Here is a 26,005-nt window from a genome sequence, read left to right on the forward strand (position 1 = left end):
ACGCCCGGGTCGCGACGAATCTCTTCACGCGCCATCGCTTCCCACAGGAACGGGAAGCCGTGCACGTCGGTGCGTTGACCGCTGCGCCCCGAGGGCCTCGTCATCCACGGTCCCGCGATATTCGTCGTAGCGGACGGGATCGGTATCGACCAACGCCGACGTCTGGTCATATACGGGCGGAAATCGCCCCGCAGCGGCCCACACCGCTCCCCATTCGGGGTGATTGTGAATCACCACGCGAACGTCGTGACGCTCGGCATGCACATCGATATGAAGGTTGATGGTCGGCGTGATATTCCAGTCGCCGTCGATGACACGGCCTTGCGCATCAAGACGCAGGATGTCCGACGCGGTCACTTCGCCCCATGTTTTGGGGATGTGGAGCGGGCAGTACAAGACGGCCGAAGCGTTCATCGATGCACCTGGCTACCGCTTCTGAATCTCTATGCAGAGGACGTGAAGACGCCGTATCCCAAGCTCGCAGCGTACCTGTTGGGGAAAGGCCTGCGCGGCATCATCAGGTCGGTGCTCGAGGACATGCCGGAACAACTCGAATCGCCCGCACTGCTCGACAGCCTGGTCGCAATGGCTATCGGATGCCTGTGCCCACCGGGCGACGCAATGCCGCCCGACACGCGCTGAGCCGAAAGTTGCCTGCCGAGGCCGCGAAGCTGCCACGCAAATCTCCTTTTGAGCGAGGTCGTCATGATTGACGATCGGCGCGGTAATCATTCCACGTCTGCGCTCACCAGATAATGAATGTGCAAGGAACCCCAGGTCCTTTCAGAACACATTCATCAAAATGGAGTGAGACAAAAAATGAGATCCTCATACGGACGATCCTTTGCATTGGCTATTGTTTCTGCCGCGATTCCGTTTTTGAGTTCCCCTGCACTGGCCGGCGCGAGTGCGGGAGAACTTAATCGATTGGACAGTTCGCTCACGCCGATAGGGGCGGAACGTGCTGGCAACGCGGACGGAACCATCCCGGCATGGAGCGGCAAGTGGTTGGGCACGCCATCCGGCGTGGCATACAAGCCTGGGGATCGGTATCCGGATCCGTATGCAAGCGAGCAGCCGCGCTTCGTCATTTCCGCGCAAAACATGTCCGAATACCAGGCCAATCTGACTGACGGACAGAAGGCGCTTTTCAAGCAGTACCCCGCTTCGTTCAAGATGATCGTCTACCCGAGTCATCGCGATTTCCGCTATGAGGAGGCTGCATACAAGAACATTAGAACGAATGCGAAAGACGTGCAGATGACGGCAGACGGCAACGGTCTGAAGCACTATCCTTCCCAGGCGCCTTTTCCCATTCCGCATAGCGGTCTGGAGTTGATGTGGAATCTGCGTTTCTCATCGGCGATCACCACCGAGGCTGCGGTGTACGACCAGGCGGTCGTTTATCCGAGCGGCAGTATTGCCTGGGGGAAGTGGAAATACGAAATCTGGTCGCCGTTGAATGGTCCGAAGTTCCACTACGGTCAGCCTCTTGTCGACAGGACGTTCGCTCGCGTGGGAACGGATCTGCCGCTCAGGGACCGCGGCAATATCATCGTCTCCCAGACCTACTGGGATCATGAAGGATCCGATCTCACCAAAACCTGGGTGTACAACCCTGGTACCCGGCGTGTCCGGCAGGCGCCCGAATTCGGCTTCGATCAGCCTCAAGGACCTGGCGGGTTCAGAACGGTTGACGACGACCGACTGTTCAATGGTTCCGGCGAACGTTACAACTGGAAAATCATCGGAAAGAAGGAAATCTACGTTCCTTACGACAATTACAAACTGAACGAATCCGCGATCAAGTACGCATCGCTGCTGCAGAAAGGACACCCCAATCCGGAGTTTGTGCGCTACGAGTTGCACCGGGTTTGGGTGCTGGAAGCGACACTGAAATCAGGTTATCGCCATCAGTACGCGAAGCGGGTGATCTATCTCGACGAAGACACCTGGATGGGATTGCTGGCCGACAACTATGACGCTCGCGGGCAGTTGTGGCGGACCAATATGCAGACGACGTTCTACGCGTATGACGCCCAGCGGTTTTATCCGGCAGCGGTTTTTTATCAGGACCTGATCTCCTCGGCGTACATGGCTGATCGACTGACAAACGAGGGAAAGATGGTGCGCCTGAACAGCAACCCGGAATTTGATGAGGGATATTTCTCCCCGGATTCGATCCGGTCGTCGGGGCTCTGAGGCTCACTGACGCCCGCCTGGCATGAGCGATTTGTGAAAGACCAGGCGGGTGCGCCCTCGCATCATTCGATCTCGAGCATGGCCTCGCGTTCTACAGCCTATACGCCCGATATCGACGGCACCTACCCGAACAGGAACATCAGCAAATGGGGCCTATCCCTCCAGTGACTTCCCACCGCACGGTCGAGCGAGCGCCATTCAGTCCCGACGCTTATCGGGTGCTTGTGGGCCGACTGGGTGGGAGAGCGGTGCAGCAGGCACCAGCCTCAGTGCCGCGCGCCTCGGGGCGAACATTCTCCGGTCCTGGACGCAACGACGGGGACTTGCGAAGGCCGCTGCTTGGCATGCTCATGCCAACTTGCGCGCGCCCCCGGAACGATCCACTGAGGAATGTGCTGCGATGCTTCGTGGAGCAAAAGGAGGAGACCGCCGCGACATCCAGGTACGAAGCGCTTTGTCGGGCCGTGCGGGAAGTGCTTCATAAGGAAGGGTGTGCCGGACTCGTCGGCGAACCGCTCGCCCGCTTGCAGCGTGCGCGGATTCTCGAGACCATGGAGCGTTTCATTGTCTCCCTTGGAAAGGATTCGGATACTTCCGTGGAGCAAACAATGGAAAGGCATCGCGCCAAGGTAGCGGCGGCGCTGGTCTTGCTGCCCCGTGACGAACTGCGCTCGTTGCTTCGCGTGGCCGACGAGAATCTCTCGGGATGGGTGCCTGGTGCCCGCGTGGCTGTGAAGCTCGCGTACGAGGTGAAGGCTGAAAGGCTCGCGTTGACCGTGAACGAGGGTATTCGCAGATTGCGCTGCTATTGCCGGCCGCAGATAGATAATATCGAGAATCTGACACGCGAAATTGCCTCCTTCGGTCGTGCAGTGGTGATGCTACGCGAGGACGCTCTGGCGCTCGAACTTCATACCGCCACGTCAATGGACGGCCCCATCGGCGACGTCCACCAGCACCTCCTGGACTATTTGTCGCCGACGCAAGACATTTTCCCCAATCTCGACAATAGACAACTCAACTCGCTGGTGAAGGGTATGGATCACCTCGGAGAGGGGGGCGAGGTCGTGGGCAAGTACCGGCGCGAGGCCGAGCGTCGGCGCCGGGTTGTTGTTGAGGCCTACGTGGAGGCGGTGCGCCCTGCATTGGACGCTATTCTCAAGGGCAGCGATATCGCAGCCTTCGTGGCAATCCTGGAAAAAGCTGAGTCGTACGGCAGCAACGCGCGAGTCGTCCACGCGCAACTGGGCAACGAGGCAAAGGGGGAGGACGACGCGATGGTGTTCCGTGAAAACCTCTTGGGCCGAGTGCTCCAGACGCTCGATTCGGATGAATTGACGGCATTCGCCGCATGGCTGGAAAGTCCTGTCGCACACGCGCTGATCGAGGCACTTGACACGGCAGGGCGGGCCCTCTCGTCCGACGACGACGACGCTACGGCGGAACTGGGAAAAGGGCCGTATACGCGAGCCGTCGAAATGAGAATTCTCCAGGGGTGCGTACAGCAGCAGCTTGAAGATCGGAACATCAAACCTTACCAAGCGGGCCCGGAACGCGCGGCCGGACCCATCAAGGTTGACGTGCCTGACGTCGCAAAGGTGTTACGCGACGTATTTGGTGTCAGTCTCAACGACAAGGGTGTCGCCAATGTGTGTTCCGGACCTGGCACCGAACAGGTGCAAGGTGCGATCATGAAGTGCCTTCGCGACATGTTGGCGACGTTTGACCCGAAAAAGCGCCACGTCTGGAAAGACGGAACGGATAGCGGCGTCGACCCGACGTTCATTATCGATCTGCCACGCGCGGACTACAGCATGAAAACGGCCGACGGTGTCGTCGATTCCTTGTACGACAGGACGCGCGTTGTTGACGATCGGGAGAGCAGGGCCAAAGCGGCGATCGAGAAGCTGCGCACCATCACGGGTGATAATCTGCGCAATCTGCAACTGGCGTCGTACTTCGCAAACCAGAGTGTATTCTCGGGTCTGCAGAGGATACTGCTATCGGCGCAGAGCCCCGTTCGCCTGCCGGATGGCAGGCCCGGCTGCCTTGTTGGCGGAGTTCAAAAGGTAACGTACCAAATTGCTGACGATGCTGACGGCGGGCTATTGCTATCAGCGGGTTACACGATCCGTGGCGCAACGCACTTCATGCCACCGTCACCCGATGGCGTCGAGCGCGGTAACGATATGGTGCTGCTTGACGTCAACCATGGTTGCGCCGACTTTACTTTTGCTTTGCGAATTGATGAGGATGGAGACGTACGCCTGTCGGCCCCGCTTGTCTACAACTATGACGTGATGCCAGGTGAGGCGCAGTAAATACGGGGCAGTGTGATACGTGGGGCTGACCACTGCACTGCGACGTCAATTCCGTTTCGAAAAACACGACGACTTCATGTTTGTTGCCGATCAACTCTTGCTCAACCTGGGCCGGATGGCGGGTTTTCCCGAGCCGCTGCGGTTCGACGGCCGCGGCTGTGCACGTCTGATGTTTGACGACCGGCTGGCCGTAGACTTGGAATGCACCACTGACACGGGCTGCATGCAGGTCTACACGGTGCTTGGCACGTTGCCGGTCGAAGGGCGAGAGGCGTTCTTCCTGCAATTGTTGGAAGCGAACCTATTCGTAGCGGAGACTGCAGGCGCGACATTGGCGGTCGATGGCGAAACAAACGAGGTGGTGCTTTGTCGCACCGTCGAGTTGGACGAAATCGGCGACGGTGCCTTTGTGAGACTTATAGAGCGCTTCGTGGGCGCGGCGGAGTATTGGAAGTCCCGTTTGGCACCATAACGTGTGCCTTCGTCGATGATATGGCCCACGCCTCAACCCGAGGCTTTGTCCGGGACACGCCTGAGCAATCGCATCTGCGCGCGAATCGCGCTCTCGTCCGCAGGCACGAGGCTATAGGCGAGCCCGATTCTGCTGATCAGCCCAATCACGTCGTCGAGCGACGCGAGCGACGGCCCATACTTTTTTACGTAACGGCGGTACGGCCCATCCAGCACGTGGTGCCACATCGGCGCGATGTTTTCGAGGATGTAGGCGAACACCTCCGCGGTCACGTTCCGCGCCAGATAGTTATGATGGAATCCGCCGTGGCGTTCCCGATAACGCACCGCAAAGCACACACACTCCTCGAGGTACGCCTCGAAGTCATCCTCGTACGCGGACAAGCCGTGCTGCATTTCTTCGAAAAAAGCACGGTTCTCGGCACTGATGACCGCCTGAATCAATTCCTTCTTGGTCCCGTAGTAGCGATAGAGGGTCCGGCGGGAAATATTTGCCCTCTCGGCAACGTCATCTATCGAAAACCCCTCAATCCCCAGTTCAACCATCGAATCCAGCGCTGAACGCAAGATCAAGGTCCGTCCCTCGTCGGAACTGTCCATCCGGCTGGCATCTCCCCAGCGAAATTGTCGACTCATACAAACCTCTGCCTCTTTGGACGAAATGCCTTGCTCAATGCACGGTGCGTTCCATCGCGCCCGATTTTCCAGATGATGTCACAAATGCATGTTTTTGTGACATCATGTGTCACAAACGTTTATTTTGTGACATAGCAATGGGGTGCGATCCTGCCAGTTTGGCGGGCGTTCCTCTTTTTAGACCATCTGGCGCGAGGACACATCGATGAACAACTCCCTTGAGACCATGCACTGGGACGCCACGTACGACGTTGTGGTCGTCGGCTCGGGCGCCGGCGCCATGACCGCGGCCTTGCGCGCGCACGATCACGGTCTGTCGGTGCTTGTGCTTGAGAAGAGCGCGGTATACGGCGGAACCACGGCCGTTTCCGGCGGCGGCATCTGGATTCCCTGCAACGACCAGATATCGTCGCTCGGTGGAAGCGATTCGTACGATGAGGCAATCACTTACCTGCAGAATGTTGTCGGGGAGGACTTCGACCGCAGTCGGATCGATGCCTATCTGGAGAACGGACCGAAGATGGTCGGGTATCTTGCCGCGAAGGCGCAGACCCACTTCCACGCGGTGCCTCGCTATCCCGACTACTATCCGGACCGCGAAGGCGGCAAACCGGGCTACCGCACCATGGAGCCGGCGCCTTTCGACGCAAAGCGTCTCGGCGACCAGTTTGACGAGTTGCGCGCACCGTCGCCGGCCACCCTGATCGGCGGGCGTATCGCGATGACGCAGGTCGAAGCGCACACCATCCTTGCGAAAGAGTCCGGCTGGCTCCGGCTGGTGACGCGTCTGGCCCTGCGGTATGCGACGGATTTCGCCTGGCGGCGCCGCACGCGGCGTGATCGGCGGCTGACGCTCGGCAACGCGCTGGTGGCGAGCCTGCGCGCCGCACTCGCGCAACGCACGATTGCGCTGTGGCTCGAGTCCCGGATGTGCGCACTGCATACCGCCGATCAGCGCGTGGTCGGGGTGACGCTGGAGCGGAAGGGGCGCACGTTCCGTATTCATGCACGGCGCGCCGTCGTGCTGGCGTGCGGCGGATTTGAAGCGAATCAGGCGATGCGCGAGCAATACCTGCCCAAGCCGACCCGGGCCGAGTGGACCGCCGCGCCGCCGATCAACACCGGAGACGGCATTCGCGCAGGTCTGGAGATCGGGGCCGGCGTCGCCTTGATGGACCATACCTGGGGCGCGCCGACAGTGCGCGTGCCGGACGAGGAAAAGCAGCGCGCATTGTTCGTCGAGCGCGCCGCGCCCCGCTGCGTGATGGTCAACCGGCTTGGGCGGCGCTTTGTCAACGAGGCGGCACCCTATACCGACATCATCTACGCAATGTACGCCGATCAGGCGCGCACGAATGCGAATGTGCCGGCGTGGATGGTTTTCGATGCGGAGTACCGCAAACGCTATCCGTGCGGTGTGCTGCTGCCGGGCAGCGTGCAACCGGACAGCAAGATACCGCCCGGCTGGCTCGATAATGTGATCTTCCGGGCCGATACGCTCGCCGAACTTGCTGCGAAGATCGGCGTCGATCCCGACGGCCTGGCCGAAACCGTTCGGAAGATGAATGGCTTTGCGGCGACGGGTGTCGATACGGAATTCGGCAAGGGCGGGAATGCCTTCGATCGCTATTACGGCGACGCAACGTCGACGCCGAATCCCTGTCTCGGGCCGATCGAGCGCGGGCCGTTCTACGCATTGCGGATCGATCCCGGCGAACTCGGCACCAAGGGCGGCTTACGCACGGACGCGTTGGCCCGCGTGCTGCGCCCGGATGGCAGCGTGATCGCGGGATGCTACGCCGTGGGCAATACGTCGGCGGCCGTCATGGGGAAGACCTATCCCGGTCCGGGTTCAACCATCGGCCCGGCGATGACCTTCGGTTACATCGCCGCCAATCATATTGCAGCCGATCTCATTCCACCGAGTTGACTTGCCCCCCTGGCTTGGGGCAATCAGGCAAACTACATGCGGGCCCCCATGACCCACAATCCGAACGCGGCAGCAACGGTGGCGTACACCGCGTATACGGGCACCTTTGCCCTGAACAGGCAAGCGCCCGCGAATGCCGCCGTCAGCAGATAGACCGGTTGGAACGGGATGTGCAGCACGATGCGCACTACGGCGAACGCGAGGAACGCCGTGGTTGCCACGCGCAGCATCCGCAGCCCGTCTTCGAAGCGCGAGTATGCCCTCAGTTCGCTCACATGCCGTTGCGCAAAGACGACGAGAAAACCCGAGGGCACGAACAGCGCCAAGGTCGCGATCAGTGCGCCAGTCCAGCCGTTGATCAGGTAGCCGAGGAACGGAATCACATTGAGCAGTGGCCCGGGTGAAATCGGCGACAGCGCGAATGCCAATGTGAAGTCATTCTCCGAGATGCCTACGGCGGGCGTCACGAACAGCGTTTTCAGGACGGGCAGTGCCGAAAAGCCGCCGCCGAAAAGTGTCATCCCGGCACCCGCAAGCCGCGGCCACAGCAATGCGAGCTCATACTGCCTGGGCCACGGCACGGCGAACAGGGCGAGCAGGATCGAAAGTCCAAACAGCAATCGCCGGTCTGCCAGCGCGACCGAGAATTCAAGTTTTCCCTTGCGCTCAGGGCTGAGGAACCAGCCCGCCGCGAATGTTCCGCCGAGCAGCAGCACGTAGGCTGCCGGGCTGTGCGCAAACGCGAGGGCCACGCATGCAAGTACGGCTGTCACCCATTCGATGGGCCCACGCACGAGCACGCGCGTTTGCTTGTACCACGCAAGGCCGATCAACACGGCAAGCACGACGCTGAAGTGATTGATCAATGCTTGCGAGGCAACCGTATGGACGAGCGGTGTCCGATAGAACATGGCGAACACCGTCATCAACAGGAAGAACGGCGCCACGCTTGCCACGCCAGCCACCCAGGCCCCCGTGCGGCCACGCAGGGCATAGCCGAGCTGCACGGCGACGTTGCACCCGACCGGGCCGGGCACGATCCACGCGAGCGCAATCAAATCGGCGAAGGCCAGCGGCGAAAGGCGCTGCTTGCGCTGGACATAGTGGTGTTCCAGTTGAGCCATCAGGGCAAGCCCGCCCCACGACAGCAAGGACACGCCGAATACTACCCAGAACAACTTCCACAATGGCTCGCTTTCGCCACGCAGGATGGTATTGACGCTCGTCATCGATATTATCTTTGTGCGATCCAGTCGCGCGATATTTGTTGCAACAACCCCGGCTAGCAGGCTGTTGCCCGGATGTACTGGCCGCTCCTGACCTGTTGTAACGCCAACTTACTGAATTCCGGCGCGGATTCCTGCCCGGCATTCTCCCATCATTTTCTTCGTTTGGGTCGGATTTGCCCGCCAACATGTGTTGGGCGATTTTCCGACAGAAATTCACCCGCAGGATGTGCCGCGTTTCCTTTGAGCAACCTCAGGCCCCAAGATTTCGAGGATAATTGCCGTCGCGACGCGAAGCGACCTGATGCAAACCCGAAGAAGAAAATGAGATGGACCCAAAACGTCAAGGCGGCCTTCGGCGGTGAACCGGTAACCATCCTGCAGTCGTTTTTGAGCGTCGGAGTGCTGTGGCGTGCTTGGCCCGAACGATTGTGTAACCCATGTATTGCCGGATTTTCCTGACACTGTCGAGGTTAGTGTGGACAAAGTAACTGAAGCGCGTGGTTGGGCTTGCCCACTCGCACGCGGTCTGATGCGACATCAGTTCGCGGCTTCCCATTTGATTGTCTACGGCGGGGGCGTCATCGCGCTCATCATGGTTTGTTTGTGCGCAACCGTGTTGTATCAGGGGCGCGCCGATGCGCTCGATCGCGCCCGGGAAACATCGCGCAACGTCGCGCTGATCGCCGAGCGGGATATCGAGCGGAACTTCGAGTTGTATGACCTTTCCTTGCAGGCGGTCGTCGAAGGCATGAGCGAGCCCGACGTGATGGCGCTTCCCCCCCATCTGATCCGCGCAGTGCTTTTCGATCGTGCTGCCACCGCGAAATATTTGGGGTCGATGCTGGTGCTGGATGCGTCGGGAAATATCTTGATTGACGCCAGCGATAAACCGCGAAAAGGGAATTTTGCCGACCGCAAGTATTTCACTGTCCATCGCGACAACCCGAATATCGGTTTGTACATCAGCGATCCCTATCAATCAAAATTGCGGGACGGCGAACCCAGCATTGCACTGACGCGGCGGCTTTCGCACCCCGATGGCTCGTTCGCTGGCATCGTGCTGTTCGCCGTCAATCTCGAGTATTTCCACAATCTGTTTGCCGGGCTGTCACTGGGTCCGCATGGATCCATCGCGCTCATCGGCAAGAACGGCATCATGGTCATGCGTCAGCCGTATGAGGCACGCATCATCGGGCGCGATATCAGCCAGGCGAGCACGTTCCGGCAGTTCGCATCGGAGGCGGAAGGCAGTTTCAGCGAAACCGCGTCGATCGATGGCGTGCGCCGGCTCTATTCGTTCAAGAATTTCCCCGACCTGCCATTGATCATCATGGTGGCCGAGGCCGAACAGGATGTCTACGCGGCATGGCGCAAGCGCACAACGATGATCGGCTCGCTCATGGCTGCACTCGGGGTGGGATTCGTCGTCCTTTCGTTCCTGCTGGGTGTTCAACTGCGCCGCCGTTTGCGGGCAGAATCGGAGCTGCAAGTGCTGGCCAGAACCGACGGCCTGACGGGTCTGCACAACCGTCGCACCCTTGGCGAGATTCTCGACCACGAATGGCGTCGGGCCAAGCGGGCGCGTAGCGTATTCTCCTTGTTGTTTGTCGACCTCGACCGGTTCAAGGCCTACAACGATACCTACGGACATCAGGCGGGTGACGACGTACTGGCGGCCGCGGCGCAGTGCATCGGTGAGAACATCCGGCGGCCGGGCGACAGCGCAGCGCGTTATGGGGGGGAGGAGTTCGTCGTGGTCCTTCCCAACACCCCGCCTGCGGGGGCTTCGCTGATCGCAGAAAAAATCCGGGTGGCGATCAGCGAACTGGGTATTGAGCACACGGGCAGCGAGCACGGCCGGGTCACGGCCAGCATCGGCATGGCCAGTTGGACACCCAATCAGGGCGATGACGTGACTGCGGTCATCAAGGCTGCCGACGAAGCCTTGTACAACGCGAAAGCCACCGGCAGGAACAAGGTGTCGAGGGCTCGCATGGAGTGTGCGGATCCGGTTACCTGACGCATTGGGCTGCTGCCAGCTGCGATGAGAAGGCCCTTGCGGCCGGACTTCGCCCCGCCTTTGCGCCGCGCGATGCGCCTTGGGGCGAACGCTACTTCCACATCACGGATCCGGATGGTCATGAATTGAGCTTCGCACGACCGCTGCGTTGACTTGTGCCACGCGCGCGGCCGGTTCGGACCCTAACCCGCCTTCCGAACGGGGCCGGCGTGCAACAGTTCGAGAAACCGTAGCGCGGCCGTACTCGGGGGACGATCGCGGCGTACGATGCTGCCGTAGGCCGCCAGTTTCTGCCGGATCGGATAGGCCACGATGCTGATCACATGGTGCTTGGCGTCCCGGCGCGCCACGGCTTCGGGGATCACGCCGATCATTTCCGAACGGCGGATCAGGTTGATCGTGGTGAGGATCGAGCCGGTTTCAATCAGGCCGCGCGGCAACGGCGTCTGATGGTCGCGGAATTCGCGCTCGATCACTTCGCGCATCGGGCTGCCGGACGGCTGTAGTATCCACGGATAGGGTTGCAGGTCCGAGAAGCTCACCCTTCGCTTGCCGACCAGTGGATGGTGGTTGCCGACGACGACGGAGAGCTCCTCGTTGTCGAGCGCGCGGAACAGGCAATCCTTGCGCTCTTCGCGGACCCAACGTCCGACCACCACTTCGAGCACCCCTTCACGCAATTGCGTCAGCAGGCGATCGCTCGTGTCGACTGCGATCTCCACGGACAGCAGCGGAAACGCTGCCTTGAGTCCCACCAACGCCTCGGTCAGGCGTCCCGGCGACGCGGCCATGACGCTGCCGACCGAAAAACGCCCGGCACTGCCCAGGCGCAGTTCGTCCAGTTCCCCGTTGAGCGCTTCCATGCTGCCGCGAATACCGCGGAAGTACTCCATCACTCGCTGCCCAGCCGAATTGATGACGAGACCCCGGCCCACGCGCTCGAACAGACGCTGCCCCATCGCGTCCTCCAACTCGTGGAGCATCTTGGTCGCGGCCGGTTGCGTGAGCCCGAGTTCGGCCGCCGCCGCCCGCAGGGTCTTGCGCTCCTCGATGGCCAGCATCAATGCGACCTGCCGCATGCGCAGGCGATTGAGCAATTGAGGGGTCGAATCCCGCTTGTCGATGGAGCCCAATTTGATTTCTCCAGGTTATCGATGGATCAAATTATTTCACTATACGGTAATCAATGGCCTGCCTACCATACGCTCAATGGAAGCCACTTCCCATCCAATAAAAGACGAACCGGAGACAGTTGATGGACGCGCCGTTCGGCGCGGCGGCCAATGCCCATGCGTGCCGAACGCACCGGGTTGGGACGCGACATCATTCTCAAGACTGAACCTACCAAGTACCTGACGCCATGACTTCCTCGACAAAACCCGTTGTCGCGCTCACCTTGGGCGACCCCGCAGGGATCGGCCCTGAACTGATCGCCAAGCTGCTCGCGAAGCCCGCCGCCACCGAACACGCCAATATCGTCCTGATCGGCGACCGCTGGCTGTGGGAAGACGGCCAGCGTGTGGCCGGCACCCACGTTGCCACTGTCGACGTGTCGTCATTGGGCGAGGTCCGGGGCCGGCGAGATACATCGCGTCCCGCCTTTCTCGCGGTCGGCACCGTTGCGCCGGCCGGCGTGCAGCGCGGCCGTGCCGACGCGCCCGGCGGGCGGTCCGTGCTGCAGATTCTGGACCAGTGCATGGACGCCACGCTCGAAGGCGAGATCGACGCCATTTGCTTCGGGCCGCTCAATAAGCAAGCGATGAAGCTTGGCGGCCTGCGCCACGAGGACGAACTGCATCATTTTGCCGAGCACCTCGGCGTGACCGGCTACTTCTGCGAATTCAATACGCTCGGCACATTGTGGACGTCGCGCATTTCGTCCCACGTGCCGCTCAAGGATGCCCCCGGCTATCTCAGCGTGTCGCGCATCGAGCAGGCTGCGGAGCTGATCTATCGTTCGCTGCTGGCCAACGGCGTGACAGCGCCCAAGATCGCGGTGGCGGCGTTCAATCCGCATGGCGGTGACGGTGGAACGTGCGGCCGCGAGGAAGTGGACATCATCGAACCGGCGGTGCGCGCGCTTCAGGCGCGCGAGTGGCCGACCGACTCGCCGTTTCATGGCCCATTCCCGGCCGACACCATTTTCCTGAAGGCGCAGGCCGGCGAGTATCAGGCTGTCGTCACGATGTACCACGACCAAGGGCAGATCGCGATCAAGCTGATGGGCTTTTCCCGCGGCGTCACGGTGCAGGGCGGCTTGCCGATTCCGATCACCACGCCGGCGCACGGCACGGCCTACGACATCGCCGGCTTGGGAACAGCGAGTGTTGAAGCCACTTGGCAAGCTTTCCTGATCGCATGCCGCATGGGCGCGTCCTATCGCGCCGCGGCCGGCGTGTCCGCATGACCGCCGATGCCAACGTCACCGGCGCATTTCCCCATCATTCAGTGAGTACCCACATGACGCTTCGCACCCAGCCGCGCTACCGAGGGATTTTCCCGGTCGCGCCCACCACTTTCCACCCTTCCGGCGAATTGGACCTGGAAAGTCAGAAACGCTGTATCGACTTCATGATCGACTCTGGCGTCGACGGCATTTGCATTCTGGCGAACTTCTCCGAGCAATTCACCCTGTCGGACGACGAACGCGAGGTGTTGACGCGCACCGTGCTCGAGTATGTGGCCGGGCGCGTTCCGGTCATCGTGACGACGACGCACTACAGCACGGCCGTCTGCGCCGCACGCAGCCGCCGGGCGCAAGCGCAGGGCGCCGCCATGCTGATGGTGATGCCGCCATATCACGGCGCCACCTTTCGCGTGCCCGAGCCGCAGATCTACGAGTACTTCGCGCGCCTTTCGGATGCGGTCGACATTCCGATCATGATCCAGGACGCACCGGCCGCCGGCACGCCGATGTCTGCGTCGTTCCTCGCGCGCATGGCGCAGGAGATCGAGCACGTCGCCTACTTCAAGATCGAGACGCCGGGCGCGGCCGCCAAGCTGCGCGAGCTGATCCGTCTCGGCGGCGCGGCGGTGGAGGGACCGTGGGACGGTGAGGAAGCCATCACGCTGATGGCCGACCTGGACGCGGGCGCGACCGGCGCGATGACGGGCGGCGCCTATGCAGACGGCATCCGTCCGATCATCGAGGCGTATCGAGGTGGCGACCGCGACAAGGCGTTTGCCTTGTATCAACGCTGGTTGCCCCTCATCAACTACGAAAACCGGCAGAGCGGCATTCTGAGCGCCAAGGTGCTGATGAAAGAGGGCGGCGTGATCGCCTGCGACGCGCCGCGGCATCCGATGCCGGCGTTGACGCCGGAAATTCGCGAAGGTTTGCTCGATACGGCCCGCCGCCTCGATCCGCTGGTGCTTCGCTGGGGCCGCTGATTCCCCGCGTGTGTTTTGCTTTGGAGAAGTTTTATGACATCCCGTCTCAAGGCCGTCCTCGTCGAGAAATTCGGCAACAGCTTCAGCGGTTATCACCTGGACACCGGCGCGCTGGCGTTCCGCGCCCAATTGCCAGCCTATCCTCATGAATTCGTGGTCGACGCGCGCGGCGACTTTGCCTATGTCGGGCACTACGGCGTGCAAACCTTCGCCCATGAGGGCGTGGGCGGACACGAGGTCTTCGTGGTCGACATCGCGCGCGGCGAGCACGTCGCTTCGCTGGATTGCGCGCCGCATGGCCGCATCCACGGCATCCAGATCGACCGGCACGATCGCGTGTATGCGCTCAGCGAGCACGACAACGTGCTGTTGGTGTTCGACAAACCGGCCGAGCACCGGACACCCGCGCGCGTCGTGCCCTCGGGCGGCGTCAAAAGCCATCTGTTCGTGGTGAGCCGCGACGGCGAGCGGGCGTACATCACGCATCTGCAATCGCATACCGTCACGCGCGTGCACCCGCACGACCCAACGCGGCCGCCGCTGGCCGCGAGTGTCGGTGGCCGCCCGGAAGGATGCTGCCTCAATCGCGACGAGTCGATCCTTTACGTGGCGAGCCGCGACGACGCCACGCTCTCCATGCTCGACGCCAGGACAATGGAGATCCTCAAGACCGTGCCGACCGGCGAGGATCCGACACGCATCTACCTGTCCCGTGACAACCGCCTGTTCGTCACGAACTACGGGGAGCGCAGCATCGGCGTCTACGACGCGCAGACGCTTGCGCCGCTGCATCGCGTGCCGACCGTGCACAAGCCGATCGCGCTCGCGTTTCATCCGGCCGCGCCGCTCGCCTACATCCCGCTCAACGACAACAGCGTGGCAAGTCTCGATCTGGAAACCCTGGCGTTGTCGCACGCCTTCGCCACCGGCAAGGAGCCCGACGGGCTGGTCGTGCTGGCCGGCTAGTGCGCCTGCGCGGCACAACAAGACGATAAGCAAAATCACGCATCGCGCGGCATGCGCGCGAGTGCGGAATCAGGAGACAACATGAGCACCTTCGAAACGGTTGGCCCCACAAGTGCCGCCGGCGGCATCGCCATTCCCGGCAAACGCTGGCTGCGCGTCATTCCGCCGATCCTGCTTGCCTGCATCATTTCCTACATGGACCGGGTGAACATCGCGTTTGCGATGCCCGGCGGCATGAGCGCCGACCTCGGTCTCGCGGCGAGCACGGTCGGCCTGGCCGGCGGCATCTTCTTCATCGGCTATCTGTTCCTGCAGATCCCCGGCGGACGGCTGGCGGCGCTTGGCAGCGGCAAGCGCTTCATCGCGTGGTCGCTGGTCGCCTGGGCGTTGATCTCGATGTTGACCGGCCTGGTGACGGAGGCCTGGCAATTGCTGACGCTACGCTTCATGCTGGGTGTGGCCGAGGGCGGCATGCTGCCCGTGGTGTTGACGATGGTCAGCAGCTGGTTTCCCGACAAGGAGCGTGGACGCGCCAACGCGATGGTCATCATGTTTGTGCCGCTCGCGGGCATGATCACTGCGCCCCTGTCCGGCGCGGTGCTTGCAGCGTTGAACTGGCACTACCTGTTTTTCACGACAGCAGCGCTGTCAGCGCTGTTCCTGCTGATCTGGATTCCGTTCGCCAGCGACAGCCCGGAAAGCGCCAAGTGGCTGTCGGCCACGGAGAAGGACTATATCCTGACGGCCCTGCGCGTCGAACGCGAAGCGGCGCGCGGCAAGGACGCGATTGCCGCCTCGTTCGGCGCGGTGCTGTGCGACCCGATCATCTGGCGCCTCATCGTGCTTAATTTCTTTTATCAGGTCGGGATCTACGGCTACACGCTCTGGCTGCCCACCATCCTGAAAAACCTGACGCACGGCGGCATGGGCCAGGTCGGTATGCTCGCGATCCTGCCGTACATCGGTACCATGGCCGGCATGTGGGCGACGTCGTATCTGTCGGATAGAAGGGGAAAGCGCCGCGTGTTCGTCATTGCGCCGTTGCTCGGGTTTGCCTTGTGCCTGTTCCTGTCCGTCCATTTCCAGGCCAGCGTGGCGCTGTCGTATATTTTCCTGATCGGTAGCGGCTTCTTCCTGCAGGCTGCCGCCGGCGTGTTCTGGACGATTCCGCCCAAGCTGTGCAATCCCGAGACGGCCGGCGGCGCCCGCGGGCTGATCAACGCGCTCGGCAACCTGGGCGGCTTCTGCGGCCCATATGCCGTGGGCGTACTGATCCAGCATTACAACGCCAACGTCGGCGTCTACTGCCTGGCTGCGGCGCTGGTGATTGCGGCCACGATCGCGGCCACGCTGCCCGCTCGCTGCGAGCGTTGAGCTTTTGCCATGAGTGCCAGCATGTCGAATCCGGACGCCGGTCCCATTGACGTTGTCGATGCGCATCACCATCTCTGGGATCTGTCGCAAGGCCGTTACCCGTGGTTGCAGGAAGCCTACGACGCCGAGGCGTTTTTTCTCGGCGAGTACCGCGCGATCTGCCGCGACTTTCTTCCCGGGGACTATCGCGCCGCTGCGCGCGGGTGCCGCGTGGTGGCGACGGTGCACGTGGAGGCCGAACGCGCCCGCGACGAGCAGGTGGCCGAGACCGCCTGGCTGCAGACGATGCATGCCAGGCACGGCTTCCCGAATGCTGTCGTCGCGCACGTCTGGTTTGATCGCCCGGATACCGAGGCGCGCTTGCTGCAGCACCTCGAATGCCCGCTCGTGCGCGGGATTCGCAGTAAGCCGGTCACCGCGCCGTCGCCGGTGCACAGCGTGCGCGGACTGCCGGGGACCATGCAGGACGAGGCCTGGTTGCGCGGCTTCTCGCTGTTGGGCCGCCATGGGTTGAGTTGGGACCTCCGGGTGCCCGCCTGGCACCTGCCGGAAGCCGCCGAGGTCGCGCGCATGTTTCCCGAGGTGCCCATCGTCCTCAATCACCACGGCTTCGCGTGGGATCGCAGCGAGGAAGGACTCAAGCGCTGGCGCGGCTGGATGGAAACGCTGGCGCGCGAATCCAATGTGCACGTCAAGCTCTCGGAGTTCGGATTGCGCGGGCAAGCCTGGGACTGGCATGCGAACGCGCGCATCGTGCGCGATACGCTGGCAATCTTCGGCTGGGAACGCTGCATGTTCGCCAGCAATTTCCCGGTCGCCGGGTTGCGCATTACCTACCCCGAACTGGTCGGTGGCGTGGTGCGCATGCTCGATCATCTCACACCGTCACAACGCAGCGCGGTGATGTCCGGGAATGCGCTGCGCTTCTATCGCATCGATCTTCCGCAGTGCGCGGTTCCCGTCGTCGGCTCTGGGGCGTGACCGTCGGTTTCGGGTGTCAGGCCGAGCCTGTTTCTCAGGTCGGCGATGAGCGGGTGGCCCCGCTCAAAGGGCCGGATGCCCATACCCGGTTTGGACGCGCCGCCGGGGTAGGTGCACCGCACGCATGGTTAAAATGGTCCGCATCGACTGCTTATTGGATCGGCAGATAGCGTTCCACCAACCTGGCCCAAAAAGCGGCGCCGACAACCAGGTTCTCATCATTGAAGTCGTAGGTCGCACTATGCAGCGTGTTGCCACCCTCGATCGGGCCATTGCCGAGTCGCAGAAAGGTTCCGGGGCGCTGCTGCAGCATGTAGCCAAAGTCTTCGCTGCCCATCAATGCGTCCATCTGCTCCGTAACCCGGTCCGCGCCAACCAGTTCCTTTGCCACCTGGATGGCAAACGCGGTCTCGGCCTCGGTGTTGGTCACGACCGGATAGCCTTCGACGTAATCGATGACCGCCGTGACGCCAAAGCTGTCTGCCTGCGCGTGCACGAGCTTGATGATTCTCTCTTTCAGCAGCTGACGGACTTCCGTATCGAAGGATCGAACGCTGATGCTCAACTCGACCTGGCCGGGAATCACATTTGGGGCCGTGCCACCCGCAATTTTGCCGATCGTCACAACTGCGGATTTGGTCGGGTCGACATTACGCGACACGATGGTCTGCAAGCCCATCACGATGCTGCCTGCCGCGACGATCGGATCGTTGGCCAAATGCGGGCGCGCAGCGTGTCCGCCCTTGCCAATGATACGCACGAAGACGCGGTCGCCCGCAGCCATGAAGTTGCCTGTGCGGAACATGAAGGTGCCGGCTGGCGCACCCGGATGGTTATGCAAGGCGAACACCGCATCACACGGGAAGCGTGTAAAGAGCCCTTGCTCGACCATGCGCTTGGCGCCGCTGTCGTAGCCTCGTTCCTCCGCCGGCTGGAAAATCAGATGCACCGTGCCGTCGAAGCTTTGACGTTGCGCCAGTTGACGCGCCGCTCCGAGCAGCATGGCCGTGTGCCCGTCGTGACCGCAGGCATGCATGTGTCCCGGAACGCAGCTCCTGTGGCTGAACGTGTTGAGCTCGTCGATCGGTAGTGCATCCATGTCGGCGCGTACGCCGATACTGCGTTCGCTCGTGCCCAGACGCAGCGTTCCGACCACACCGGTGCCGGCGATTCCGGTCTCGACCGAGTAGCCATACTCTCTGAGCCGGGTCGCCACGACCTCCGCGGTCCGCATCTCTTCGAACGCCAGTTCTGGATGGCTATGCAGGGAGTGGCGGAGCTGTCGCAGATCTTCGGCAAAGGGCTGCAGGTCGGCGACGGAACTAAGACCAGGTAATGACATGTTCAACTCGATGAAAAGAGGTCAACTAGAACGGCCCCAGATGCATGGCAATGCCTACGACGATGGCGACGATGCTGATCGCGAACCAGGCCAGCAAGAGGGGCGTCACGAAGCGCACCCACTTGGCGTAGGGAATGCCGGACGTTGCGAGTACCGCCATCAAGACGCCGGACGTCGGGTTGAAGCAATTGATGAAACCCTCGCCGAGCAGTACCGCGAGAACCGTCACCTGCCTGGTCAGGTGCAGGGTGTCGCCGAGCGGTGCGAAGATCGGGATAAGCACCGCGGATTCGCCGGACCCGGACGAGATGCCAACGTGAATCAAAGCGGCGCTCAGGAACATGCTGATCGCAGCCAGCGTGGCGTCGAGCGGGGCAAGGAATCCGGTGAGCAGATTGACAATCGGATCCAGGATCTTCCCGTTGCTGAGCACGATTGAGATGGCCCGTGCCAGCCCCACCACCAGCGCGCCTTTGGTGAGTCCACCGCAGCCGAGCAGAAAGATATCCGCAATCTTGCCGGGGCGAATTCCGCTCACGACCCCGGCGGCAATCGCCATGATGACAAACATGGCTATCATTTCCGGCTCGGCCCAGTGGCGCGTCGACGATCCGTAGACAAAGACCGACAGGCAGACGAGCACGATTCCGACGACGACCATCTGACGCGTGTCGAGCCGCGGCGAAGGGGAAGGCTGTGCGGGCTCGGCCCCCTTCATCGCTACCGATTGCGCCACGCCGGCCTTACGATGGGCACGGATTCGCGCGATGAGAAAAACGAGGGTGGCCAGTAAAAAGCAGATGTATATGCCGACCCGGAACGGCATTCCGGAAAACATCGGCAGGCCGGCCAAGCGTTGCGACAATCCGGTGGTCACCGGATTGAGGATGGCCATGTTGAAACCGGCATAGGTGCCCAGGTAAATAAGGCCGGTGCCAATTTCTCTCGACAGGCCCATCGACTCGGCCAGAAGCAGTCCAAGCGGGACGAATGCCACCACCGAGTTCGTCACCACGCCCAATGTGCCGAGCAACGAAAAAGTTACGCAAATGACAATGACGGTGATGCGCTCACGCGAGCCTTCTCCCTTCGAGAGCATGGCAAGTGCGCTGCGAATCGCGCCCGTCGCTTCGAGCACGGCGAGCGCGCCACCGGTAAAGAGGATGAGAAAAATGATCGGGGCGGACTCGATCATCCCCTTGGCCAGTGCGGTAAACAGCTCGCCGGGTAATACGCCGTGCTGCGCGACCGGTCGCAGGCTATTCGGCACAACAAAGCTGATGCCATTGCGGACCGTCCGCGTAAATTCGCCCGCTGGGACGAGCCATGTCGCTATCGCGGCCGCCGTCAACACGAGGAAGAGCAACACATAAGGGTTGACCGGTTCCTTGCTCCCGCCTGTCTGAGATAGCCGGGCGTCTTGCCCTGATGCGTTCACTGTCGGCTTCTCGCTATTCATTGCGCCTCCGTCATTGCTCTCGCTGTGTGCGTTACTCTGGCCGGCTTGGGCATACCCGCATGCCGTAGCCAATCTCTGGGGCCCAGTATCAGCCAAAATCCGGATCGAAAGTTGCTCTTTGGGCTGCGATAATGTTGCATTCAGTGCAACATTGGAGTTCTCATTGGACACACTCGAACGGAGCCTTTCGGAACGCACGCTCCAATACCTGGTAGCTATCTCAAAGTACGGCGGAATGCGCCAAGCGGCACTGGGTCTTGATGTGAATGTCTCGACCATCAGTCGACAAGTTGGCCTTGCCGAGCGTGAGCTTCGACTGTCGCTCGTGACGCGTCGAGGTAGAAAAATGGAGTTGACCGAAGCAGGTCAAATGGCGGTCGACTATTTTCGTGAGCGCGAGCGCCAGGCCCAGCGCTTTCGTGCGCAGCTCGACGAATACCGTGGACTTCAGCGCGGGCAGGTCACCATCGCCGCCGGCGAGGGCATGGTGACGAGCCTGGTCAACGACGTCCTGAAGCAATTTCTCGAGAGATACCCAGGCATCGTTGTGGATTTGCGCACCGGCTCGCTTCCCGAACTCATCTCCATGATTCGAGAGGATATGGTCGACATCTGCGTGTCCATCGGCGCGTCGTCCGATCCCACACTGAACGCGCGCTTGTTCCAGAGCGAGCCATTGTGCGCCATCTTCTCGGTCGAGCATCGGATGTCGTCGCTGAAATCGGTGAAGATGGAAGATCTCGCCGGCGAACGCCTGGTCTTCATGCCGGCCGATTTCGGGCTGCAAACCCTTGTCAATGCGATGCTGTCCGATATCGGGCGCACCTACGTGCCGGCATTCCGCTGCGATCTGTTCTCGACGGCAGTGGCAATCGCAGCACAGAACTTGGCCGTTGCATTCATGACGCGCAGGGCGGCTCAAGAGCGGATCGCTGCAGGTCAAGTCAAAGCGGTACCGATCGACCATCCATTCGCCCGTACGTTCGATCGCTACGTGATTACACGGGCCGGGCGGCGACTGAGTCCGGCGGCGAATTATTTCCTGCGGGAGATCATCAGGCTGATGTCGATCGTGTGACGATGACCCGCCCGGTTTCTGCGAGCCAATTTTCGTACCCGCTTCGGCCGTTCGTGCTTCTCTGAAGCGGACGCTGACGTTCGGCGACGGCCAGCCGGCGCGGCCCGTTGGCCGTCCGATTGAGCGAGGGGATCGCCACGGTCCGGCGGAAGTGGGAAGACGCTGGCGGTGCTCGACGTCTTCCGCACCTCGGCGCGCAATCTCGGCAAGGGATACGGGTTTCCCCCACCCAGTTTTTTGTTGACTTCCTCTATTGGCGGCATAGAATTCGTGATGACAACAAACGTTGCATGAAGCATAAATAAAGAATCATCTGTTTCACTGCATGGAGTGTTGCTGTCATGGGTCCCGCCCGCGTCGCGGAGGGCGCCTTGTCAATTACTGCGGAGAGAATCATGGGACGTCGTTCCTTCCTTATGTCCGTCATCGCTGTTGCCATGTTTGGCGCGAGCATCGCACACGCGCAAAGCAAAGAACTGGTCGTCGGCACCGACACTTCCTTCATGCCGTTCGAATTCAAGCAGGGGGACAAGTACGTGGGCTTCGACCTTGACCTGTGGGCCGAAATCGCGAAGGACCAAGGCTGGAAGTACAAGATTCAGCCGATGGACTTCGCTGGCCTGATTCCGGCGCTTCAAACCCAAAACATTGACGTCGCGCTTTCGGGCATGACCATCAAGGAAGAGCGCAAGAAGGCTATCGATTTTTCGGACCCGTATTACGACAGCGGACTCGCTGCGATGGTGCAGATCGGCGACACGAGCATCAAGTCCATTGACGACCTGAATGGCAAGGTCATCGGCGCAAAAACGGGCACCGCCACTATCGACTGGATCAAGGCACACCTGAAGCCGAAGGAAATCCGCCAGTTCCCCAACATCGACCAGGCCTATCTGGCGCTGGAAGCCGGCCGTGTCGACGCGGCCATGCACGACACGCCCAACGTCCTGTATTTCGTCAACACGGAAGGCAAAGGCAAGGTAAAGGTTGCCGGCGCCCCTGTGAGCGGCGACAAGTACGGCATCGGGTTTCCGAAGGGAAGCCCGCTGGTAACCAAGGTCAACGAAGAGCTGACCAGAATCAAGGCGGATGGCCGCTACGCCAAGCTGTACAAAAAGTGGTTCGGCTCCGAGCCGCCGAAGTCGTAATCGCTCGGAAATGAGTGCGCGGGGGGTGACAACCCTCGCGCTGCCTTTGACACAACCAGGAGCGATCCGTGGAACTCGATTGGTCAGCTATTGGGGCGGCACTTCCAGACTTGCTGGACGGCGTGAAGCTCACAGTCTTTATTGCATTTGTCGGGCTCATCGGCGGCTTCATCGTCGGCATGATTGCCGGGATGTTCCGGGCATATGGACCCACTGTGCTGAACGTTCTGGCGCAGGTCTACATCGAGCTGATCCGGGGTACGCCAATTGTCGTCCAGGTCATGTTTCTATACTTCGCGCTACCGGTGCTTGCGCATATCCGGATCGATGGCCTGACAGCCGCGATCATCGCAATAACGGTCAATTCGGGTGCCTATCTTGCCGAAGTGGTGCGCGGCGCACTGTTGTCCATCTCCAAGGGCCTCACGGAAGCCGGCCTTGCGATGGGTCTGTCCATGCCACGTGTCCTCTTAAAGATTGTCGGGCCGCTCGCCTTTCGCCGGCTGATTCCGCCGCTCGGAAATCAGTGCATCGTTAGCCTGAAGGACACGTCGCTATTTATTGTCATCGGGGTGGGCGAACTGACACGAAAGGGGCAAGAAATCATCGCGGGAAATTTCCGTGCCGTTGAGATCTGGACTGCAGTTGCCGTCATCTATCTGATTCTGACTGGCGTGATGACGCTCACACTGCGTCTCGTTGAAAAGAGGATGAGCATCCTATGAACATGGTCGAATTCCAGGGGGTCTCGAAGAGCTTCGGCCATGTGGCCGTACTCAAGGACATCAGCCTCTGCATCAAAAGTGGGGAAGTCGTGGTTGTCGTCGGGCCGTCCGGCTCGGGCAAGTCCACGATGCTTCGCTGTATCAACGTACTGGAAAAAATTTCGGGCGGAGACTTGCTGGTCGACGGGCAGAGCGTCAAGGGCAGCGCATCCGTGGTCCGTAATATCCGCCTTGAGGCCGGCATGGTCTTCCAGCAGTTCAACCTGTTTCCCCAGATGACAGCGCTGGAGAATGTGATGTTCGGCCCTATCCAGGTACGCGGAGCCTCGCGAGCTGAAGCACGCGACCAGGCAATGGCATTGCTGGACAAGGTGGGCCTTGAAGCGCGCGCTAATCATTACCCGTCCGAGTTGTCCGGGGGGCAACAGCAGCGCGTCGCGATTGCTCGCGCCTTGGCCATCAAGCCAAAGTTGATGCTGTTCGACGAGCCAACCTCGGCGCTGGACCCGGAACTTCGTCACGAAGTCCTCAAGGTCATGCAGGACCTGGCCAACGAGGGCATGACGATGATTGTCGTGACGCATGAAATCGCGTTTGCAAAGCGTGTCGGCACGCGTCTGCTGTTCATGGACCAGGGCGGCATTGCCGAGGACGGGCACCCGGCCGCGCTTATCCACACCCCGCCGACGCAGCGACTGAAAGACTTTTTGCAGCACGTGGCTTAAGCGAGGTTATGTTTTTATGCAGGTTCTAACTCCCTCCGTCATTTCCGGCTCTCCGTACGACATCGGATACGAACTCGGTTCGCTGGCCAGGCCGGTGATGAGTGCGTACATGGGGCAAAGTGTCGCCTGGCAGGCGGTCAGCCGATGGCGCGGGCGCTCGTTTGTGCGAGACCTGCGCCAGGCTGCCCAAAGTGTGTTCCCCGACTATGTCGCAGAAATCGACGGCATGGCGGCCGGTATGGGATGGTCTGCCGAGGACGTGTTTCTGTGGAACTGCCGGGGGGAGTTGATTCACAATGCGCCGGACGGTTGCACGACGCTCGCTGCCAGGTCACCCGAGGAGCGGTTCATTGCGCATAACGAAGATGGCGACCCGTATCTGCGCGACCAGTGCGCGCTCGTGGACGTTCGCCCAACCGGAAAGCCCGGATTCGTGAGCTTCTACTACCCGGGCTCCCTGCCCGGACATACCTTCGCAGTGAACCGTGCCGGACTGGTACAGGCTATCAACAACCTGCGAATCAGGCACCCCGCAGTTGGGGTACCCCGCATGGTGCTCACCCGCGCGGTGCTAGACGTCGCTTCGCTTGATGCCGCGGTCGAGGTTCTCAACGGCGTCCCGCGCGCAAGCGGCTTTCACCACACACTGGGTTGCGTAGGGGACCCGCGGCTGCTCAGCATCGAAGCAACGGTACAACGCTGCTCGGTGGTTGAGGTGCCCCGCCTGTCCGGGCACGCCAATCACCTCATCCACGATGGCTGTGGCAACGAGGAGCAGATTGTCACGGCATCGTCCCGCGACCGGCAGACCCGACTCGGTGAGCTTCTTCCGGCGCTCTCAGGCGTCGGCGAGTTGAATCTCCTGCAGGTACTCTTCGACCAGGCGTCGAAAGGTCTGCCCATTTACCGTGATGACCCCGCGGACCCGGACGACGAGAACACGCTCGCGACCGCGCTGTTCATCATTCGGGAAGCCGGTGTGGAATTCGAAGTGCGCCAGCAAGGTGAACTTCGATTCAAGCAATTCATGCCCCAGGAATCGCGGGCACGCACCGGGTCCTGACCGCCGAGGCAGAGCGTGACAACTGTATTTCATCGCGGGTATTCACACCTTTCGGCAACAGACGTTGCTTTGCGCGTTTGTGGTTGTCTGAGGCGCCAAATCCTGTGAGGGATGTTTCAACAACGTGCGCGAGCTTTTCAAGGTGCAATGACGGAGACGTTCATGGCTTTCGAAACGATTATTTACGGTGTGCAGGACGGCATTGCAGAAGTCAGGCTGAACAGGCCGCATCGTCTGAACGCGGTGGTCCAGCAACTTTACGATGAGTTGGGCGAAGCGTTGAGTCTGGCGGAGGCGGACCGCGACGCACGGGTGGTCCTCATTACGGGAGAGGGACGCGCATTCTGCGTCGGCGCAGACCTGAAGGAACACAAGGCGGGTCGCACCGCCTTCGAGCGTCGCGAGTACCTGCGAGGCGAGCAGGTAGTCTGCAAGCGATTGTTGACGCTCGGTAAGCCCGTGGTCGCGGCGGTCAATGGCTTCGCGCTGGGAGCCGGTGCAGAAATCGCGATTGCCTCCGACTTCGTTGTGATGGCCGGGAGCGCGAAGATTGGACTGCCTGAAATCAGCATCGGCAATTTTCTTGGTGGCGGCATCACGTATCTCCTCCCCCGGCTGGTCGGTCTGGCAAAAGCCCGCGAGCTCGTTTTCCTTGGCGAGCAGATCGACGGGCACGAAGCTGCCCGGATCGGGCTGGCAAACCGTGTGTTTCCCGATGACGGCTTTCTGCAGAGCGCGCGGGAGTTTGCGCAGAAGATCGCCAGCAAGGCACCGTTCTCAATGCGCCTGGCGAAGGAACAACTGAACTTCGCGGGCGAGCGCACCCTTGACGCAGCGCTGACAGCCGAGCTGGAGGGCATGATGTTCTGTTCCACAACGAAAGACTGGCAGGAAGGGATCGATTCCTTCGCCGAGAAGCGCTCACCGGTGTTCAAGGGAGAATAA

General features: G+C 61.2%; 23 protein-coding genes and 1 pseudogene. 18 read left to right on the forward strand and 6 right to left on the reverse strand.

From position 1 onward, the window contains the following. Window positions 1-24: 24 nt before the first annotated feature. Window positions 25-414, reverse strand: a complete 390-nt coding sequence (locus PTE30175_RS01365) for a class II aldolase/adducin family protein (RefSeq protein ID WP_224788542.1) — start codon at window positions 412-414, stop codon at window positions 25-27. Window positions 415-456: 42 nt separating this feature from the next. Here PTE30175_RS01365 and PTE30175_RS01370 point away from each other — a divergent pair, with 42 nt between their 5' ends. The 4 genes from PTE30175_RS01370 (at window position 457) to PTE30175_RS01385 (ending at window position 4,995) form a co-directional block, all read left to right on the forward strand. Further along, window positions 457-642, forward strand: coding sequence for a hypothetical protein (locus PTE30175_RS01370; RefSeq protein WP_191628737.1), 186 nt, complete (start codon window positions 457-459; stop codon window positions 640-642). 177 nt (window positions 643-819) lie between these two features. Beyond that, window positions 820-2,202: a DUF1329 domain-containing protein gene (locus PTE30175_RS01375; RefSeq protein WP_150695250.1), complete on the forward strand. Its 1,383-nt coding sequence runs from the start codon at window positions 820-822 to the stop codon at window positions 2,200-2,202. Window positions 2,203-2,609: 407 nt separating this feature from the next. Beyond that, window positions 2,610-4,523: a hypothetical protein gene (locus PTE30175_RS01380; protein WP_150695251.1), complete on the forward strand. Its 1,914-nt coding sequence runs from the start codon at window positions 2,610-2,612 to the stop codon at window positions 4,521-4,523. Between the two features lie 19 nt (window positions 4,524-4,542). Then, window positions 4,543-4,995 (forward strand): type III secretion system chaperone, encoded by a 453-nt coding sequence (locus PTE30175_RS01385; protein ID WP_150695252.1) that lies wholly within the window; start codon window positions 4,543-4,545, stop codon window positions 4,993-4,995. A gap of 32 nt (window positions 4,996-5,027) precedes the next feature. On the opposite strand, the gene PTE30175_RS01390 is transcribed toward PTE30175_RS01385, so the two are convergent. After that, complete coding sequence (locus PTE30175_RS01390) at window positions 5,028-5,630, reverse strand: TetR/AcrR family transcriptional regulator (RefSeq protein WP_150695253.1); 603 nt, start codon at window positions 5,628-5,630, stop codon at window positions 5,028-5,030. Between the two features lie 205 nt (window positions 5,631-5,835). Between PTE30175_RS01390 and PTE30175_RS01395 the strand changes: the two genes are divergently transcribed. Continuing rightward, window positions 5,836-7,560 carry an FAD-binding protein gene (locus PTE30175_RS01395; protein WP_224788543.1) on the forward strand — a complete coding sequence of 575 codons (1,725 nt, stop codon included), beginning with the start codon at window positions 5,836-5,838 and terminating at the stop codon, window positions 7,558-7,560. 32 nt (window positions 7,561-7,592) lie between these two features. Here the strand turns inward: PTE30175_RS01395 and PTE30175_RS01400 are convergent, their stop codons facing one another. Then, window positions 7,593-8,789 carry a chromate transporter gene (locus tag PTE30175_RS01400; RefSeq protein ID WP_150695254.1) on the reverse strand — a complete coding sequence of 399 codons (1,197 nt, stop codon included), beginning with the start codon at window positions 8,787-8,789 and terminating at the stop codon, window positions 7,593-7,595. Between the two features lie 529 nt (window positions 8,790-9,318). Between PTE30175_RS01400 and PTE30175_RS01405 the strand changes: the two genes are divergently transcribed. Further along, complete coding sequence (locus PTE30175_RS01405) at window positions 9,319-10,809, forward strand: sensor domain-containing diguanylate cyclase (protein WP_150695255.1); 1,491 nt, start codon at window positions 9,319-9,321, stop codon at window positions 10,807-10,809. Between the two features lie 29 nt (window positions 10,810-10,838). Then, window positions 10,839-10,961 (forward strand): annotated as a pseudogene (locus tag PTE30175_RS28445) (VOC family protein); the annotation flags it as partial. A 30-nt stretch (window positions 10,962-10,991) separates the two neighbouring features. Here PTE30175_RS28445 and PTE30175_RS01415 read toward each other — a convergent pair. After that, window positions 10,992-11,942, reverse strand: a complete 951-nt coding sequence (locus tag PTE30175_RS01415) for a LysR family transcriptional regulator (protein WP_150695256.1) — start codon at window positions 11,940-11,942, stop codon at window positions 10,992-10,994. 227 nt (window positions 11,943-12,169) lie between these two features. On the opposite strand from PTE30175_RS01415, the gene PTE30175_RS01420 reads away from it, so the two are divergent. The 5 genes from PTE30175_RS01420 (at window position 12,170) to PTE30175_RS01440 (ending at window position 17,520) form a co-directional block, all read left to right on the forward strand. Next, window positions 12,170-13,216: a 4-hydroxythreonine-4-phosphate dehydrogenase PdxA gene (locus PTE30175_RS01420; protein WP_150695257.1), complete on the forward strand. Its 1,047-nt coding sequence runs from the start codon at window positions 12,170-12,172 to the stop codon at window positions 13,214-13,216. A 53-nt stretch (window positions 13,217-13,269) separates the two neighbouring features. After that, entirely contained in the window at window positions 13,270-14,199 is a 930-nt protein-coding gene (locus PTE30175_RS01425; protein WP_150695394.1) for a dihydrodipicolinate synthase family protein, read from the forward strand. A 33-nt stretch (window positions 14,200-14,232) separates the two neighbouring features. After that, window positions 14,233-15,165, forward strand: coding sequence for a YncE family protein (locus PTE30175_RS01430; protein ID WP_150695258.1), 933 nt, complete (start codon window positions 14,233-14,235; stop codon window positions 15,163-15,165). Between the two features lie 81 nt (window positions 15,166-15,246). Continuing rightward, window positions 15,247-16,539, forward strand: a complete 1,293-nt coding sequence (locus PTE30175_RS01435; protein ID WP_150695259.1) for an MFS transporter — start codon at window positions 15,247-15,249, stop codon at window positions 16,537-16,539. 21 nt (window positions 16,540-16,560) lie between these two features. Then, complete coding sequence (locus tag PTE30175_RS01440) at window positions 16,561-17,520, forward strand: amidohydrolase family protein (RefSeq protein WP_150695260.1); 960 nt, start codon at window positions 16,561-16,563, stop codon at window positions 17,518-17,520. A 151-nt stretch (window positions 17,521-17,671) separates the two neighbouring features. Here PTE30175_RS01440 and PTE30175_RS01445 read toward each other — a convergent pair whose 3' ends face one another. Next, window positions 17,672-18,862 carry a M20 aminoacylase family protein gene (locus PTE30175_RS01445; protein WP_150695395.1) on the reverse strand — a complete coding sequence of 397 codons (1,191 nt, stop codon included), beginning with the start codon at window positions 18,860-18,862 and terminating at the stop codon, window positions 17,672-17,674. 25 nt (window positions 18,863-18,887) lie between these two features. Next, entirely contained in the window at window positions 18,888-20,492 is a 1,605-nt protein-coding gene (locus PTE30175_RS01450) for a YfcC family protein (protein WP_224788544.1), read from the reverse strand. On the opposite strand from PTE30175_RS01450, the gene PTE30175_RS01455 reads away from it, so the two are divergent. From PTE30175_RS01455 to PTE30175_RS01480, 6 genes are all read left to right on the forward strand, one after another. Then, complete coding sequence (locus tag PTE30175_RS01455) at window positions 20,485-21,399, forward strand: LysR family transcriptional regulator (RefSeq protein ID WP_150695261.1); 915 nt, start codon at window positions 20,485-20,487, stop codon at window positions 21,397-21,399. The genes PTE30175_RS01450 and PTE30175_RS01455 overlap by 8 nt on opposite strands. Window positions 21,400-21,794: 395 nt before the next feature. After that, window positions 21,795-22,547: a glutamine ABC transporter substrate-binding protein GlnH gene (gene glnH / locus PTE30175_RS01460; RefSeq protein WP_150695262.1), complete on the forward strand. Its 753-nt coding sequence runs from the start codon at window positions 21,795-21,797 to the stop codon at window positions 22,545-22,547. 68 nt (window positions 22,548-22,615) lie between these two features. Then, window positions 22,616-23,272 carry a glutamine ABC transporter permease GlnP gene (glnP, locus tag PTE30175_RS01465; protein ID WP_150695263.1) on the forward strand — a complete coding sequence of 219 codons (657 nt, stop codon included), beginning with the start codon at window positions 22,616-22,618 and terminating at the stop codon, window positions 23,270-23,272. Then, on the forward strand, window positions 23,269-23,997 hold the full coding sequence (gene glnQ / locus PTE30175_RS01470) for a glutamine ABC transporter ATP-binding protein GlnQ (RefSeq protein WP_191628739.1): 729 nt from the start codon (window positions 23,269-23,271) through the stop codon (window positions 23,995-23,997). Before glnP ends, glnQ begins: the two co-directional genes overlap by 4 nt. 16 nt (window positions 23,998-24,013) lie before the next feature. Continuing rightward, the gene (locus PTE30175_RS01475) at window positions 24,014-25,060 is read left to right on the forward strand and encodes a C45 family autoproteolytic acyltransferase/hydrolase (RefSeq protein ID WP_150695264.1); all 1,047 of its coding nucleotides are present in this window, start codon (window positions 24,014-24,016) and stop codon (window positions 25,058-25,060) included. Between the two features lie 162 nt (window positions 25,061-25,222). Then, window positions 25,223-26,005 (forward strand): enoyl-CoA hydratase/isomerase family protein, encoded by a 783-nt coding sequence (locus PTE30175_RS01480; RefSeq protein WP_191628741.1) that lies wholly within the window; start codon window positions 25,223-25,225, stop codon window positions 26,003-26,005.

The sequence above is a fragment of the Pandoraea terrae genome (assembly GCF_902459695.1).
Classification (GTDB): domain Bacteria; phylum Pseudomonadota; class Gammaproteobacteria; order Burkholderiales; family Burkholderiaceae; genus Pandoraea; species Pandoraea terrae.